Below are 14,629 nucleotides of genomic sequence, written 5' to 3' on the forward strand. Positions count from 1 at the left end.
GGCTTACTGCGCCACCCAGCCGCCATCCATATTCCATGCGGCGCCGCGCACCTGGGCAGCGGCATCGCTGCACAGAAACAGCGCCATTTCGCCCAGTTGCTGCGGGGTGACAAACTCCCCGGAGGGCTGTTTTTCCGCCAGCAGCTGGGCGCTGGCCTGCTCCGGGTCGACCCCCTCGGCGATGCGCTTATCGATCTGCTGTTGCACCAGCGGGGTTAGCACCCAGCCCGGGCAGATGGCGTTGCAGGTGATGCCGCTGCGCGCGGTTTCCAGGGCCACGGTTTTGGTCAGCCCGACCACCGCGTGCTTGGCAGCGACGTAGGCCGATTTCTCTTTCGACGCCACCAGGCCATGCACTGAGGCAATGTTGATGATGCGCCCCCAGTTGCGCTGGCGCATACCCGGCAGCGCCAGGCGGGTGGTGTGGAAGACGCTGGAGAGATTGATCGCGATGATGTCGTTCCATTTGTCCACCGGAAACTGATCCACCGGGGCGACGTGCTGGATGCCGGCGTTATTGATCACAATATCGACGCCGCCGAAGGTGCTTTCGGCATAGTGCATCATCGCCTCGATCTGCCCGACGTCGCGCAGGTCGGCGTCGTGATAGCCGGGGATCTTACCCAGCGCGGCGACTTCAGCCCGGGCGTGGCTGCTGTCGCCGAAGCCATTGAGGATCACCTGCGCGCCCGCCTGAGCCAGCACTTTGGCGATCCCTAAACCGATGCCGCTGGTGGAGCCGGTGACCAGCGCCGTTTTACCGTGCAAATTCATTTTATTACTCCTTCAATCGGGTATCAGACAATGCCGGTCACATAGAACGTGGCAATGACAAACAGTACCGCGAGGCTTTTGATCACCGTGATGGCGAAAATACCGCCGTAGGCCTGGCGATGGCTCAGGCCGGTGATCGCCAGCAGGGTGATCACCGCCCCGTTATGCGGCAGGGTGTCCATGCCGCCGCTGGCCATGGCGGCGACGCGGTGCAGGACCTCGAGCGGAATATTGGCGGCGTGGGCGGCGGCGACAAAGGTCTCGGACATCGCCGCCAGCGCGATGCTCATCCCCCCGGAGGCCGAGCCGGTGATCCCGGCCAGCACCGTGACGCTGATCGCCTCGTTTAATAGCGGATTGGGAATGGCCGCGAGGGCTTTCGACAGCACCAGGAAACCCGGCAGGGCGGCGATAACCGCGCCGAATCCGTACTCAGAGGCGGTGTTCATCGCCGCGAGAATAGCCCCGCCCACCGCCGTCCGGCTCCCCTCCGCCAGCCGGCCGCGGATATTGCGATAGCCGCAGACCAGCACCAGCACAATGCCGGAGAGCAGCGCCGCCTGCACCGCCCAGATAGCGGTGATTTTCCCTACTTCGGTGACGACAGGCTTCGCCAGACCCGGCAGGGTGAGCTCATGGCTGGCGCCGTACCACTGCGGGATCCAGTGGGTGAACAGCAGATTCAGCACCCCCACCAGCAGCAACGGGGCGATAGCGATCAGCGGATGCGGCAGATCGATGTCATCCGGGGTCTCCGGCTCATTTTGCAGGTCGGTCCCATAGCCTTCGCCGCGGGCCTGCGCTTTGCGGCGCTGACGCTCCAGCCACAGCAAACCGAAGATGATGATGAACAGCGAGCCGATAAGCCCCAGCCAGGGGGCCGCCCAGGCGTTGGTGCCGAAGAAACTGGTGGGGATAATATTCTGGATCTGCGGCGTGCCGGGCAGGGCGTCCATGGTAAACGAGAATGCCCCGAGGGCGACGGTGGCCGGGATCAGCCGTTTGGGGATCCCGCTCTGGCGAAACAGTTCGGCGGCGAAAGGGTAGACGGCAAAAGCCACCACAAACAGCGACACCCCGCCGTAGGTCAGCAGGGCGCATACCAGCACGATCACCGGGATCGCGTGGCGGCGTCCGAGGATGCGGATGGCGGCGGCGACAATCGACCGCGAGAATCCCGACAGCTCAATCAGCTTGCCGAACACGGCGCCCAGCAGAAACACCGGGAAATAGAGCTTCACAAAGCCGACCATTTTTTCCATAAACAGGCCGGTAAAGGCCGGGCCGACCGCGCCCGGGTCGGTGACCAGCACCGCGCCGAGGGCGGCGATCGGCGCAAAGAGGATCACGCTGTATCCACGGTAGGCCGCCAGCATCAGTAACGCCAGTGCGGCCAGGGCAATTATCACACTCATCACGACGTCTCACTCTCACTCTCATTGTTATTGTAGGGGTACAGAACGCGATACTAGGGCTTCAGGGCGTAGCGAAGCTGATGTTCCCGGCGCGACTGGATGCGCTGTTGCCGCGCCTCATCCCAGCGGTAAAAGCCTTGTCCACTGCGGGCGCCGGTGTCGCCTCGCGCCACCTTTTCCGCCACCAGCGACATCATCTCGCTCCCGCTGGCCAGCTCCGGCAGCAGGTGCTGGCAGATATCCTGGACCGTCGCCAGCCCGGTCATGTCCGCTGCCTCCAGCGGGCCGACCATCGCATAGCGGCGGCCCAGCGAGGCGCGCATCACCTGGTCCACCACCTCGGCAGAGGCAATGCCGCTGTGGACGATATGCAGCGCTTCGCGCAGCAGGGCGAACTGCAGCCGGTTGCCGACAAAGCCCGGCGCGGCGCGATTGAGCACCACCGCTTCCAGCGCGCAGGCGGCGCAAAAGTCGCTCACCTGGCGCGCCAGATGGGGCAGTGTGGCGCTCCCGGGCACCACTTCCACCAGCGGGATCAGGTGCGGCGGATGCCAGAAGTGGGCGATCAGCAGCCGTTCAGGGTGGCGCATGCCCTGCGCCAGCGAGTCCGGCGGCAGGCCGCTGGTGTTGCTGGCGATAATCGCCTCGTCGGCGATCAGCGTTTCCAGTTCGGCATACAGGGCGTGCTTCAGCGCCAGCCGCTCGGGGATCGCTTCTATCAGCAGCGTGGCATCGGCCAGGGCATTCAGCGCCGGGGTGGGGGTCAGACGGGCCAGCACAGCGTCGCGGTCGGCGGGATCCTGCTGGCCGCTCGCCTCCAGCTCGCGCAGGATAGCGCTGGCCACCGCCGGAACCTCGGCGAGACGTTGCGGGTCGGTGTCATACAGGCGGACGACGTGACCGTGACGGGCGAAATGGCAGGCGATGCCGACGCCCATCAGTCCCGCGCCGAGTACCGCCAGGCGTGGTGTAAACATAGTGGCTCCTGTTAACGTTGTAGAGTCATGGCGATGCCCTGGCCGCCGCCGACGCACAGGGTTGCCAGCCCTTTGCTGGCGCCCCGGCGCTGCATCTCATGCACCAGGCTGACGAGGATCCGGCAGCCGGAGGCGCCGATAGGATGGCCAAGGGCGATGGCGCCGCCGTTGACGTTGACCTTCTCGCTATCCCACTCAAGCAGCTGACCGACGGCCAGCGCCTGGACGGCAAAAGCCTCGTTAGCTTCGATAAGATCCACCTCGTCCAGCGTCCAGCCGGCGCGCTGCAGCGCTTTACGGCAGGCGCTCACCGGGCCGATGCCCATCACCGATGGGTCGACCCCGGCGACCGCTGAGCTGACAATGCGCGCCAGCACCGGTAGCCCGAGCTCGTGCGCTTTATCGACGCGCATCAGCAGGACCGCCGCGGCGCCATCGTTCAGCGACGAGGCGTTTCCGGCAGTGACGCTGCCGTCAGCGGGACGAAACGCCGGGCGCAGCTGGGCCAGCTGCTGCTCGCTGGTCTCCGGGCGCGGTTGCTCGTCGTCAGTCACGACACGCGGCGGCTTTTTGCCCTGCGGGACGCTGACCGGGACGATCTCCTCGCGAAAGCGTCCGGCGGCGATGGCGGCCGCCGCTTTGCGCTGGGACCCGGCGGCAAAGGCATCCTGGCGCTCACGGCTGATGTCGAAGGCATCAGCCAGATTCTCGGCGGTAATGCCCATGTGGTAGTCGTTAAAGGCGTCCCACAGGCCGTCCAGAATCATGCTGTCCTGCAGGCTGGCGTGGCCGAAACGCAGGCCGTCGCGGGCGCCGTGCATCAGATAGGGGGCATTGCTCATGCTCTCCTGGCCGCCGGCGATGACGATCTCGGCGTCGCCGCAGCGGATCGCCTGCATCGCCTGCTGAACCGCTTTCAGCCCGGAGCCGCACACCAGATTGACGGTCACCGCCGGGGTGTCCACCGGCAGGCCGGCCCGCAGCGCGGTCTGGCGCGCCGGGTTCTGCCCGCAGCCGGCGGTGAGCACCTGGCCGAAAATCAGTTCGTCCACCGCCGCGGCGGGCAACTGGCCGCGTTCAAGCAGGCTGCGTACCACCGCGGCGCCGAGGTCGACGGCGGAAAGAGGGGCGAAGGCGCCGCGAAAGCTGCCGACCGGGGTGCGTACTGCAGCAACAATGGCAATATCGGTCATGGTCTCTCCTTAGCTGAAGCGCATTTCGCGCACATCGTCGGCCACGATCAGCCGTCCCGCCGTTTTACGCATCACCTCGTCGGGGCTCACCCCCGGGGCCACTTCACGCAGGACAAATGCGCCGTCGACAATGTCCAGCAGGGCCAGATCGGTGAGCACCCGGCGAATACAGCCCACGCCGGTGAGCGGCAGGGTGCACTGCGGCAGCAGTTTGGATTCGCCGTTTTTTGAGGCGTGGGTCATCACCACGATGATGTTCTGCGCGCCGGCTACCAGGTCCATGGCGCCGCCCATCCCCTTGACCATTTTTCCAGGGATCATCCATGAGGCGATGTTGCCCGCGACGTCGACCTCAAAGGCGCCAAGAACGGTCAGGTCAACGTGGCCGCCGCGGATCATGGCGAACGACTGAGCGGAGTCGAAGATGGCCGCCCCGGTTTGCGCGGTGACGGTCTGCTTGCCGGCGTTAATCATGTCGGCGTCGATCGTGGCTTCGTCTGGAAATTCGCCCATCCCCAGCAGGCCATTCTCCGACTGGAGCATCACCTCAATACCGGCGGGAATGTAATTGGCCACCAGCGTCGGGATACCGATCCCGAGGTTGACGTAGTCGCCGTCGCGCAGCTCCTGGGCGACGCGCATCGCCATTTGTTCACGGGTCAGCATCTCACTTCCCTCCGGCGCGCAGGGTGCGCTGTTCAATACGTTTTTCGAATTGCCCGACGATCAGCCGGTCGACATAGATCCCCGGGGTGTGGATGGCGGAGGGCGGCAGTTCGCCCGGCGGTACAATCTCTTCCACCTCCACCACCGTAATACGCCCGGCGGTGGCCATCAGCGGGTTGAAATTCTGCGCGGTATGGCGATATACCACATTGCCGTACCAGTCGGCTTTCCAGCCTTTGACCAGCGCGAAATCGCCGCGGATCGCCTCTTCAAGGATGTAGTGCCTGCCGGCGAACTGGCGCACCTCTTTGCCTTCGGCGACCGGGGTGCCATACCCGGTGGCGGTGTAAAAACCGGGGATCCCGGCGCCGCCGGCGCGAATTTTTTCGGCCAGCGTTCCCTGAGGAGTGAGCTCAACCGCCAGCTCGCCGCTCAGCACCAGCTGTTCAAACAGCGCGTTCTCCCCGACGTAAGAGGCCACCACCTTGCTGATCTGGCGTGACTCCAGCAGCATACCGAGACCGAAGCCGTCGACGCCGCAGTTATTGGAGACCACCGTCAGCCCCTGCACCTGGCGACGCTGCACCTCGGCGATCAAGTTCTCGGGAATGCCGCACAGGCCGAAACCGCCGGCGAGCAGCGTCATGCCGTCCGTTAACCCTTCCAGCGCCGCTTCATAGCTGGCGACGCGTTTATCCAGTCCTGCCATCTTGTCTCTCCTGCCTTGCGATAGCCTTATCATTGGCGCTGGAGACTGATTTGATAATTTTGAATTTGTGACCCACTCATTTGGAATTTTAATTAATTTCCTGTTAACTAATTTTTTCAATTAGTTAACAGGAAGAAAAATGAGAATGAGTGTCAAACAGTTACGCGCGTTTTTAGCGGTAGCTCACACTCTGAATTTCGCCCACGCCAGCGAAAGGCTCAATTTGTCGCAGCCAGCCCTCAGTTTGACCATCAAAGGGTTAGAGGAGGCGCTGGGCGGCGCGCTGCTGCAGCGCAGCACCCGCAAAGTGACCCTTACCCAGGAGGGGGAACTCTTTCTGCCGATGGCCCGTCAGCTGCTGGCCGACTGGGATAACGTCGAGGAGGCCATGCGTCAGAGCTTTACCCTGCAACGGGGTAAAATTTCGGTGGCCGCGATGCCGTCGTTTGCGGCCAACGTCCTGCCGGAGGCGCTGAAGGCCTTTCGCGACCGCTATGCCGGCGTGAACGTCACGGTGCATGATGTGATTAATGAGCAGGTGATCGAGATGGTGCGCGAGGGGCGAGTGGAGATGGGTATTGCCTTCGAGCCATCGCCCACCCACAACCTGCTGTTTACCCCGCTGGCGGTGGACCGCTTCGTGGCGATCGTTCCCCGGCAATCCCCGCTGGCGAAGAAAAAGCAGCTCACCTGGCAGGAGCTGTTGACCCTCGATTTTATTACCCTGCAGCGTCCCTCGGCGGTACGCCTGATGCTCGAGGAGGCGCTGGCGCGCAGCGGTCGCCAGCTGGACGTAGCGCTGGAGAGTCACCAGCTGGTGACGGTGGGGAGAATGGTGGCCAGCGGCCTGGGGGGCAGCGCGGTACCGGCGCTGTGTAAAACGCAGATGACCTCCCTGGGGGCCGTCTGCATCCCGCTCAGCGATCCGCCGATTGAGAAGTGCGTCGGTGCGATCCATGCCGGGCATATGCCGCTGTCGAAGGCGGCGCAGGCGCTGCTGGATACGCTGAAAGGGTTCTTGCCGACCTGAGCAGGCGGGAGGGGCAAAAAAAAACCGGCCTGCTGGCCGGTTTGACAATCAGATTTTGCAGGCGTCGCCGCAATCGTCATCGGCAACGATCGCCTGCGCTTTTTTGTCCGCTTCTTCCAGACGCTCCGCGTTGCGTTCTTCTGCTTCATCCAGGCCGCTGAAGACCAGGTTGTCGAGATCAATTTCCATAAGTTACCTATCGTTGCTGGTTTTTAATCAGCGTCAAGTATAGGGCAAAACCGCCAGCGGATGTAGCCGCTCTCCGCGCCGAACGCACAGAGCGTTAAGTCGCGGGGCGGCAGGCTTTCCCTACTATAAATAACCGTTGACAGGCGGGTGTAGGCTTTATTAATCACCATACAGAATGATTTCCTGTGTATATATTAAATGAAAGGACAACGAAGGAGTAATTAAGCGTTGACGAAAAGCTTTTATGTTAATATGGCCGCGATTATGGATGAATCTATGGATCTTAATCAATGGAACATACTGTTGCAGGCGCCATCAAAGAATGGCGTAAACATAATAAAGTGATCGGTCAGGTCAAAATAAACTATAAAAAAGTTTTACGAAAATGCAGAGAGCTCTCGCTCGCAGGAGGTAAATACAGAGAATATCAAGAACTTTGTGCAAAATATCAGTGTGCGCGGTTGACCGCCGTGACCAAAGGGCTGGTGCCTTTTGAGGATAAACCGTTTAAAGCGTATCTCAATAAACGGCTGTCAAAACGACGCAAGCTGGATATTGCCCACGGTTCACTGAATTTTATTGAGAAAACGTTTCACCCTGATGTCCTGCCGCAGCTGTACAATGTGGCGGATTTTGGTCGCGCGATGTTCTCTATTCCTTTGAAAAATGGCGATAATCTTGACGTTAAACTGTTGGCGTCGCCGTTTCAGGAGGAGGGCGAGCTGATGCTGCAGCTGTTTCTCGGTGACCGGCGCGTCTATAGCGTCTGTTTTTCCTGTACCGACGATGGCCGCGCCTATATTGGCGGCATCCAGGGCGGAAAAGATATCACCAATGACGAAGTGAAGGTGCTGACTAAAGAGCTGCATGGCGCGCGGCCGAAAAATATCATCATGAGCGTGCTGTATGGTTTCCTGCGTTATTTCAGCATCACCACGGTCTACGCGATCGATTCCGATTACCACGTGAAAAGCGATCTGGTGAAAGCCAGTTATTCATCGCTGTGGCTGGAAATGGGTGGTGAGAAACAGGCTCGCGGCTGGTATAAATTACCGGCGCAAGAGATCAAAAAAAGTATTGAAGAGGTGAAAAGTAAGCACCGGAGCCAGTTTATTAAGCGCGAAGGTGTCAAGGATCTGATTCAGATAGATATGGCGAACGCCCTGCAGCACATTACGTTGCAAGCACGGGTGAATTAACGCCTCTCATACGCCAGCCGGGCTGCAGGGGGCTGCTACCCGGCTGGCGATTTCCTCTCTCCTCAGGTCGCTGTGCCGTAGGTTACTGCCCGCTCTCGCCGATTGGCGGTGACGCGGAGACGGTGAGCAGCGGAGCGCTGCGCCACCATACCATCAGGGCGACAATCGCGATAACGCTCAGCACGCCGAAGGCGGTGGCGAAGGAGTAGTGCCCGGCGATAGACCCGGTTAACGCCGGACTCATTGCCGCCCCGGCGCCCTGCATCAGCATCACCACGCTCTGTCCAGCGTTAACGTGCCCGCTGCCGCGCAGCAGCGAGACGATAAAGCTGGGCACCGCCACCCCCAAAATCCCTGCCGCCAGGCCATCAAGAATTTGCACCGGGACCATCATCGCCGGGGCGTCGCTGGACGCCGCCAGCGCCGCCCGGATGGGCATGATCACCAGCGCCAGCAGAATGCATCGCCAGTAACCGTATTTGTCGATGCTGCCGGCGACCCGGATGGCCACCGGGATCATCACCACCTGCGAAATAATCACCGTGGCGGCGGCAAACAGTCCGGGATTGACGTGTCCGGGCGCGGCGGCGATCCGCATGCTCAGCATCGGCAACAGTGCGGCATTGGCGAGATGGAACAGCATCAGGGTTACGCCGGCGATCAGCAGCGGCGTATGGCGGAACAGGATGGCAAACCCCGGCAGGGAGGGCGTGGATGCCGCTTCGATGCCGCGGGCGGCGTCATCGTCGATATCGCCGCCGCGGATCGCCAGCAGGGCGACCAGGGTAAGCAGCGTGGTACAGGCCATCAGAATGAAAATGCCGCCGATGCCCCAGTACCAGGCGATAGCCCCGGCCATTAGCGCGGTGAAGAAATTTCCCGCGTGGTTGAAGGCTTCGTTTTTCCCCATCTGGGCGCTAAAGCCGCGCTGTCTGGCAAGACCGAGGGTAATCCCGGCGATCAGCGGTCCGACAAAGGCCGCGCAGATGCCGCTGGCGACTTGCGAGAGGGCGACCACGCTGGTCTTCTGACTAAACCAGAGCAGCAGGGTGGTGAGGGTGATCACCAGGCAGACCCCGGCCAGCAGCAAGCGCTTATGCCGCGAGCTGTCGGTGATGAACCCGGCGGGCAGGGTCGCCAGCAGGCCGGCGATACCGCCGACGGACATCAGCAGGCCAATGTCCTCCGCCTGCCAGTGACGCTGGGTGAGAAAGATCCCCAGAAACGGGCCGAGGCCGTCGCGCACGTCGGCAATAAAAAAGCTGGTCAGACATAAAGCCCGCAGAGAACGAAGCGACATTTTCTACCTTTAGCATGCGCGATCTGCGCGTCGGAATGGTCACCGGATACCTTCATCCTTTATCGCACAGTTCGATGAAACAAAAATGTCCCGCGCTCGTCGGGTACCGTGGCTATGCAACATACCCGCTTGCGGCGGCTTTCGCCAGAGGCGTACGAAAGTTCTGTAGCGGCGCTATTAGCGTTCGTCTGCCTTGACGATCTGCAGGGCGGCGGGGCTCGCCACGGTGCCGCTGGCAGTAATAAACCCCGGATGGACAGCCTCGCCGCTGGCGCTGTCCACCAATGCTATATGCGGCGCACTGTGCAGCACGTGCTGATGGCCCCATTCCATCAGGGCGAACAGCACCAGCGCCAGGCTACGGCTTTTATCAGTCAGAACATATTCATACCGTTCGCGGGAGCCGGCTTCCCGGTAGGGCACTTTGCTGAGCAATCCCGTTTCGGTCATGGTTTTTAACCGGGTGGTGAGCGTCTGGCGGGTAATATGGGTGTGCGACAGCATCGTTTCAAAGCGCGTCACGCCGTAAAACGCCTCGCGGAGGATCAACAGCACCCAGCGGTCGCCGAGGATTTTCGCCCCTTCCGCCAGGCCGCACAGCGCCGGGTCGAGGTAGGGCAGTGATTTATTTTTTGACATCGCGAGATTGACCTTCTACTCTGAGTTTGAATTTTAGACTTAGATGCTAAGGAGAATAGCGTGCCATTTGTTAACGTGCAAACCATTAAAGGGATCATGACCGCGGAACAGAAAAGTGAGCTGCTGCGACGGATGACCGATCTGCTGGTGGAGATTGAGGGGCAGGGCGATCCGCAGTTCCGTCAGTCCGTCTGGATCCGCATTGACGAACATGACCCGGAGCAGTGGAGTCTGGGCGGCGTCCAGCCGACGGCCGCAATGATCGCGGCGAAATTTGCCGCCGCGCGGCGCGACGGATCCCCGGAATAAAACGGGCGGCGAAGCCCGGCCCGGCGATCTGACGCAGAAGAGGGGCCAGATCGCCGGGTAATATTGCGATTCGCTATGGTGCAAAAGCGTATTTTGCGGCTAAGGTAACGGTCAGGGAACCCAACAAACAGGGCGCGATGCCAGACGGCCAGCCTGGCGCCACTCTCAAACCGGTGAAAACAACGGATGTCTACAGAACACATGCTGCCGCTGGCGGTGCAGAACAAAAATATCCTTCGCCTGGCTGCCGCTCAGGCGCTGGCCGGCGCCAACTCGGTGGTCTTCTACGCTACCGGCGCGATAGTGGGTAACGCGATTGCCCCCAGCCCGTCGCTGGCCACGCTGCCGATCACCCTGTTTGTGCTGGGGATGGCGGCCTCCATTCTGCCTTTCGGCGCGCTGGCGCGAACGCGGGGCCGCAAAGCGGCGTTCAGGCTCGGCACCGGCGCCGGGATGGTGACCGGACTGGCGGCCGCCCTGGCGGTAGTGCTGAATTCTTTTCTGCTGTTTTGTCTCGCCGCGATGCTTGGCGGCGCCTATGCCGCCGTGGCGCTCAGTTTTCGTTTTGCCGCCACCGACGGCGTCGCCCCGGCGCGTCGCGCCCGTGCGCTGTCGCTGGTGATGGGCGGCGGTGTGGCCGCCGGGATCATTGGCCCGATGCTGGTCACCGGCACCATGCACCTCTGGCCGGCACATATCTTCGCCGTCACCTTCCTCGCTCAGGCGCTGGTTGCAGTGCTGGCCGCCTTTTTGTTGAGAGGGGTGACGCCGGCGGAGCCCACCGCGGCCAGCGTGCGCGGAGGGCGGCCGCTGCGCGAGATTGTCCGCCAGCCGGGTTTTGCCACCACGGTATTCAGCGGCGCGGTGGCCTATATGGTGATGAATTTTCTGATGACCGCCGCGCCGCTCTCCATGCATATGCACGGTCTTTCCCAGCAGGCCGCCAACCTTGGGATCCAGTGGCATGTGATGGCGATGTACGGCCCGGGATTTTTCACCGGCCGGCTGATCCAGCGCTTCGGCGCAGTGCGAATGGCGGCGGCGGGATTGCTGATCACCGCCGCGTCGGTGGCGGTCGGCCTGAGCGGTCTCGGCGTGTATCATTACTGGCTGTCGCTGATTTTGCTCGGCATCGGCTGGAACTTTGGCTTCACCGGCGCCTCGGCGAAAATCATCGATTTCCACCGCCCGGAAGAGAAGACCCAGGTTCAGTCGCTCAACGATTTTCTGGTCTTCGGCGTGATGATCGTGGGGTCGTTTTCGTCCGGGGTTCTGCTCAACGCCTTCGGCTGGAACGCCGTGCTGTGGGGCTCCCTGGTCCCGGTTGCGGTGGCGTTGTTGACCCTGCTGCTGCGCCCCTTATCCCCACCCCGCGCTTAGCGCCTGGCCTGCCGCTGCGCAGGCCGTCTTTTGCTTTTTTCAGCTATGCATTGCTGAAATTCATCTGACTCCTTGCGCGTAAAAACGTCACAGACGCTACATGCTGTAGTAATCTCTACAACATGACAATGCATCTCTTGATCCTTAACCTGACAACGTCTCAAGCCACGCTGCGCATGCGTGTCTGGCGAACCCTGAAGCAGAGCGGGGCAGCGGTCCTGCGCGATGGGGTCTATCTGCTGCCCGACGTGCGCCAGGGCTATGACACTTTCCTCAGCACCTGCCAGGCGATCCGCGCGGAAGGGGGGACCGGGTATGTTTTCACGATTGAGGCGGCGGAAGAAGAGGCGCTCAGGCCGCTATTCGATCGTCGTGAACAGTACGACGCGCTGTTGCAGGATCTGCAGGCGCTGCAGGGGACGTTATCCAACGACGAACTGGCGGCTCAGCTCAAACAACTGCGTAAAATTCAGCGTGACTACCGGCGGATCGAGGCCATTGATTTCTTTCCGGGGGCCGCCCGGGAGCAAGCCGCTGAGCGACTGGCCACTATCGAGCAGGTCATTAATCAGCGGCTATCGCCGAACGAGCCGCAGTCGGTGGCGGGCGAACTGAGCCTGCTGGACAGAGGCGCCTTTCGCGGCCGGCTGTGGGCCACCCGCCGACGCCCGTGGGTCGATCGTCTGGCCAGCGCCTGGCTTATCCGGCGCTTTATTGACGACGAGGCGCTATTCCTGTGGCTGGCCGCGCCTGAGGACTGTCCGGCGACAGCGGTCGGTTTTGATTTTGACGGCGCGCCATTCAGCCACGTCGGCACGCTGGTGACCTTCGAAGTACTGGTCCGGCGCTTTGCGCTGGACGCGGTGATCCCCGACAGTCTGGGGCGGTTGATCCACTTCCTGGACGTCGGTGGGGTACCGACCCCGGAGGCGGCGGGGGTAGAAAGCATTCTTGCAGGGCTGCGGGAAACCATTACGGACGATGACCAACTGCTGGCGGCAGCTTGCTCGCTGTTCGACGGCTTACTGAGGTCCTGTGAAATGAGGTCTGGCAATCATGAGCAAAACGGTCGTTCTTCCGCAGAGTGACAGTCCTTCCGTCGTCGCTTCCGTCTCCTTCTGGCAGGCATTTCGCTTTTGGCTCAAGCTTGGCTTCATCAGCTTCGGCGGGCCTGCCGGACAGATCGCCATGATGCACCAGGAGCTGGTGGATAACCGACGCTGGATCTCGGAAGGGCGATTCCTGCATGCGCTCAATTTTTGTATGGTCCTGCCCGGCCCGGAGGCCCAGCAGCTGGCGACCTATATCGGCTGGCTGATGCATAAAACCTGGGGAGGCGTCATCGCCGGGGTGCTGTTTATTTTGCCCTCGCTGGTGTTACTCATCGCCCTGGCGTGGATCTACCTCGTCTGGGGGGATGTCGCCGTGGTGGCGGGGATCTTTTATGGCATCAAACCCGCCGTAGCGGCGATAGTATTGCAGGCGGCGCACCGCATCGGCTCGCGGGCGCTGAAAAATGGTGCCTACTGGGCCATCGCTGCCGCTGCCTTTGTCGCTATTTTTGCGCTGAACGTTCCTTTTCCGCTGATCGTCCTCGCCGCGGCACTGGTGGGTTTTATCGGCGGACGGTTGGCGCCGACGACGTTCGGCAAAGCGGACGCCCACCGTGCGCAGAGTCACCCTGGCGGAGCCGCCATCATTGATGACACGACGCCGATTCCGGCCCATGCCATTTTCAGCTGGCGGCGCACCTCTCAGGTGCTGATCGCCGGAATGCTGCTGTGGCTGGTGCCGATGGCCGCCCTTACGCTAATGCTGGGCTGGGCGCATCCGCTGACCCAGATGAGCTGGTTCTTTACCAAAGCCGCGCTGATGACCTTTGGCGGGGCATATGCCGTCTTACCTTATGTTTACCAGGGGGCGGTGACCCACTATGGCTGGCTGACGGCAGGGCAGATGATGGACGGCCTCGCTCTTGGGGAATCGACCCCCGGACCGTTGATCATGGTGGTGACCTTTGTCGGGTTTGTCGGCGGCTACACCAAAGCGGTGTTGGGCGTCGATGATGTGCTGCTGGGGGGCATCGCGGCGGCGTGCCTGGTGACATGGTTTACCTTTTTGCCCTCGTTCATCTTTATTCTCGCCGGCGGGCCGTTTATTGAAACGACCCATAATAAGGTGGGATTTACCGCGCCGTTGACCGCCATCACTGCCGCGGTGGTGGGCGTTATCCTGAATCTGGCGCTGTTTTTTATCTGGCATAGCGTCTGGGGACCATCCGGTTTCGACCCGTGGTCTGCGGCCATTGCCCTGGGCGCCGCCGGGCTGCTGTTTCGTTATAAGTGGAAGCTGACCTGGGTACTGGCCGCCGCCGCTGCGGTGGGGCTTATCGTCCATATGGCGGGACTGTCCGGCGCAGGATAAGGTCGGCGTTGGGTTGAGAGAAACGTGGACAGATGGGGGATTGGGGAGGGAGGCCAGTGCCTGAGCAGGCCCTGGCCGGATGGGTGGCAATTATTTATCTACGGGAGGCTCCTCCGCGAGATGCAGTTGACAATATTGCTCAACGCCCGCCTTTAGCATGTTAATAATCACCAGCAGTGTGGGTAAGTAAGGCACCAGTTTAACTAACAGCGAACTGATGGGTTCATCAATAATCAGTGCCAGCAGGGTATCCACTTTCTTTTTCCATGTTTTGTTATATTCCACACAAAAATTTTTAATATCGGCCGGCTGCGTTGAACGGGCAATCTGTTCGAGTTCTTCAATGGCGTTGAGTGCCGCTTTTATTTTCTCAATGTCGATTTGTTGAGTCATATTCGCCTCACGGTAATCGGAAAAAAACTGGA

16 protein-coding genes are annotated in these 14,629 nt (G+C 61.3%); 6 read left to right on the forward strand and 10 right to left on the reverse strand.

Features of this window, described 5'->3' with window-relative positions; translation table 11 throughout:
- Positions 1 to 3 precede the first annotated feature (3 nt).
- From HMPREF3142_RS13265 to HMPREF3142_RS13290, 6 genes are read right to left on the reverse strand one after another with little or no spacing between them, the layout of a single operon-like run.
- Complete coding sequence (locus HMPREF3142_RS13265; protein WP_038422681.1) at positions 4 to 774, reverse strand: 3-hydroxybutyrate dehydrogenase; 771 nt, start codon at positions 772 to 774, stop codon at positions 4 to 6.
- Between the two features lie 23 nt (positions 775 to 797).
- Positions 798 to 2,192, reverse strand: coding sequence for a GntP family permease (locus HMPREF3142_RS13270; RefSeq protein WP_008804551.1), 1,395 nt, complete (start codon positions 2,190 to 2,192; stop codon positions 798 to 800).
- A 50-nt stretch (positions 2,193 to 2,242) separates the two neighbouring features.
- Positions 2,243 to 3,166, reverse strand: a complete 924-nt coding sequence (locus HMPREF3142_RS13275) for a 3-hydroxyacyl-CoA dehydrogenase family protein (RefSeq protein ID WP_012967978.1) — start codon at positions 3,164 to 3,166, stop codon at positions 2,243 to 2,245.
- Positions 3,167 to 3,177: 11 nt separating this feature from the next.
- Positions 3,178 to 4,359, reverse strand: a complete 1,182-nt coding sequence (locus tag HMPREF3142_RS13280) for an acetyl-CoA C-acetyltransferase (protein ID WP_012541465.1) — start codon at positions 4,357 to 4,359, stop codon at positions 3,178 to 3,180.
- A 9-nt stretch (positions 4,360 to 4,368) separates the two neighbouring features.
- Positions 4,369 to 5,025: a CoA transferase subunit B gene (locus HMPREF3142_RS13285; RefSeq protein WP_012541466.1), complete on the reverse strand. Its 657-nt coding sequence runs from the start codon at positions 5,023 to 5,025 to the stop codon at positions 4,369 to 4,371.
- 1 nt (position 5,026) lies between these two features.
- Complete coding sequence (locus HMPREF3142_RS13290) at positions 5,027 to 5,734, reverse strand: CoA transferase subunit A (RefSeq protein ID WP_023297776.1); 708 nt, start codon at positions 5,732 to 5,734, stop codon at positions 5,027 to 5,029.
- 139 nt (positions 5,735 to 5,873) lie between these two features.
- Between HMPREF3142_RS13290 and HMPREF3142_RS13295 the strand changes: the two genes are divergently transcribed.
- A complete protein-coding gene (locus tag HMPREF3142_RS13295) occupies positions 5,874 to 6,764 on the forward strand; it encodes a LysR family transcriptional regulator (protein WP_012541468.1) in 891 nt (296 codons plus the stop codon).
- A 48-nt stretch (positions 6,765 to 6,812) separates the two neighbouring features.
- Here HMPREF3142_RS13295 and HMPREF3142_RS27905 read toward each other — a convergent pair whose 3' ends face one another.
- Positions 6,813 to 6,953, reverse strand: coding sequence for a hypothetical protein (locus HMPREF3142_RS27905; RefSeq protein WP_002908189.1), 141 nt, complete (start codon positions 6,951 to 6,953; stop codon positions 6,813 to 6,815).
- 290 nt (positions 6,954 to 7,243) lie between these two features.
- Between HMPREF3142_RS27905 and HMPREF3142_RS13300 the strand changes: the two genes are divergently transcribed.
- The gene (locus tag HMPREF3142_RS13300; RefSeq protein ID WP_016161239.1) at positions 7,244 to 8,152 is read left to right on the forward strand and encodes a DUF535 family protein; all 909 of its coding nucleotides are present in this window, start codon (positions 7,244 to 7,246) and stop codon (positions 8,150 to 8,152) included.
- A gap of 82 nt (positions 8,153 to 8,234) precedes the next feature.
- Here HMPREF3142_RS13300 and HMPREF3142_RS13305 read toward each other — a convergent pair whose 3' ends face one another.
- Together HMPREF3142_RS13305 and HMPREF3142_RS13310 are read right to left on the reverse strand one after the other, a co-directional pair.
- Positions 8,235 to 9,452, reverse strand: coding sequence for an MFS transporter (locus HMPREF3142_RS13305; RefSeq protein ID WP_032730601.1), 1,218 nt, complete (start codon positions 9,450 to 9,452; stop codon positions 8,235 to 8,237).
- A 177-nt stretch (positions 9,453 to 9,629) separates the two neighbouring features.
- A complete protein-coding gene (locus HMPREF3142_RS13310; protein ID WP_009307678.1) occupies positions 9,630 to 10,091 on the reverse strand; it encodes a winged helix-turn-helix transcriptional regulator in 462 nt (153 codons plus the stop codon).
- A gap of 60 nt (positions 10,092 to 10,151) precedes the next feature.
- Between HMPREF3142_RS13310 and HMPREF3142_RS13315 the strand changes: the two genes are divergently transcribed.
- From HMPREF3142_RS13315 to chrA, 4 genes are all read left to right on the forward strand, one after another.
- Positions 10,152 to 10,400 carry a tautomerase family protein gene (locus HMPREF3142_RS13315; RefSeq protein WP_004175772.1) on the forward strand — a complete coding sequence of 83 codons (249 nt, stop codon included), beginning with the start codon at positions 10,152 to 10,154 and terminating at the stop codon, positions 10,398 to 10,400.
- Between the two features lie 186 nt (positions 10,401 to 10,586).
- On the forward strand, positions 10,587 to 11,780 hold the full coding sequence (locus HMPREF3142_RS13320) for an MFS transporter (protein WP_223861307.1): 1,194 nt from the start codon (positions 10,587 to 10,589) through the stop codon (positions 11,778 to 11,780).
- Positions 11,781 to 11,908: 128 nt separating this feature from the next.
- Positions 11,909 to 12,868: a chromate resistance protein ChrB domain-containing protein gene (locus HMPREF3142_RS13325; protein WP_077265579.1), complete on the forward strand. Its 960-nt coding sequence runs from the start codon at positions 11,909 to 11,911 to the stop codon at positions 12,866 to 12,868.
- A complete protein-coding gene (chrA, locus tag HMPREF3142_RS13330) occupies positions 12,837 to 14,204 on the forward strand; it encodes a chromate efflux transporter (protein WP_032733163.1) in 1,368 nt (455 codons plus the stop codon). The genes HMPREF3142_RS13325 and chrA overlap by 32 nt, the downstream gene beginning before the upstream one ends.
- A gap of 90 nt (positions 14,205 to 14,294) precedes the next feature.
- On the opposite strand, the gene HMPREF3142_RS13335 is transcribed toward chrA, so the two are convergent.
- Positions 14,295 to 14,597: a hypothetical protein gene (locus HMPREF3142_RS13335; RefSeq protein WP_051975541.1), complete on the reverse strand. Its 303-nt coding sequence runs from the start codon at positions 14,595 to 14,597 to the stop codon at positions 14,295 to 14,297.
- Between the last annotated feature and the right edge of the window lie 32 nt (positions 14,598 to 14,629).

Origin of the sequence: Klebsiella sp. HMSC16C06 (assembly GCF_001808325.1) — a bacterium.
Taxonomy (GTDB): Bacteria; Pseudomonadota; Gammaproteobacteria; order Enterobacterales; family Enterobacteriaceae; genus Klebsiella; species Klebsiella variicola.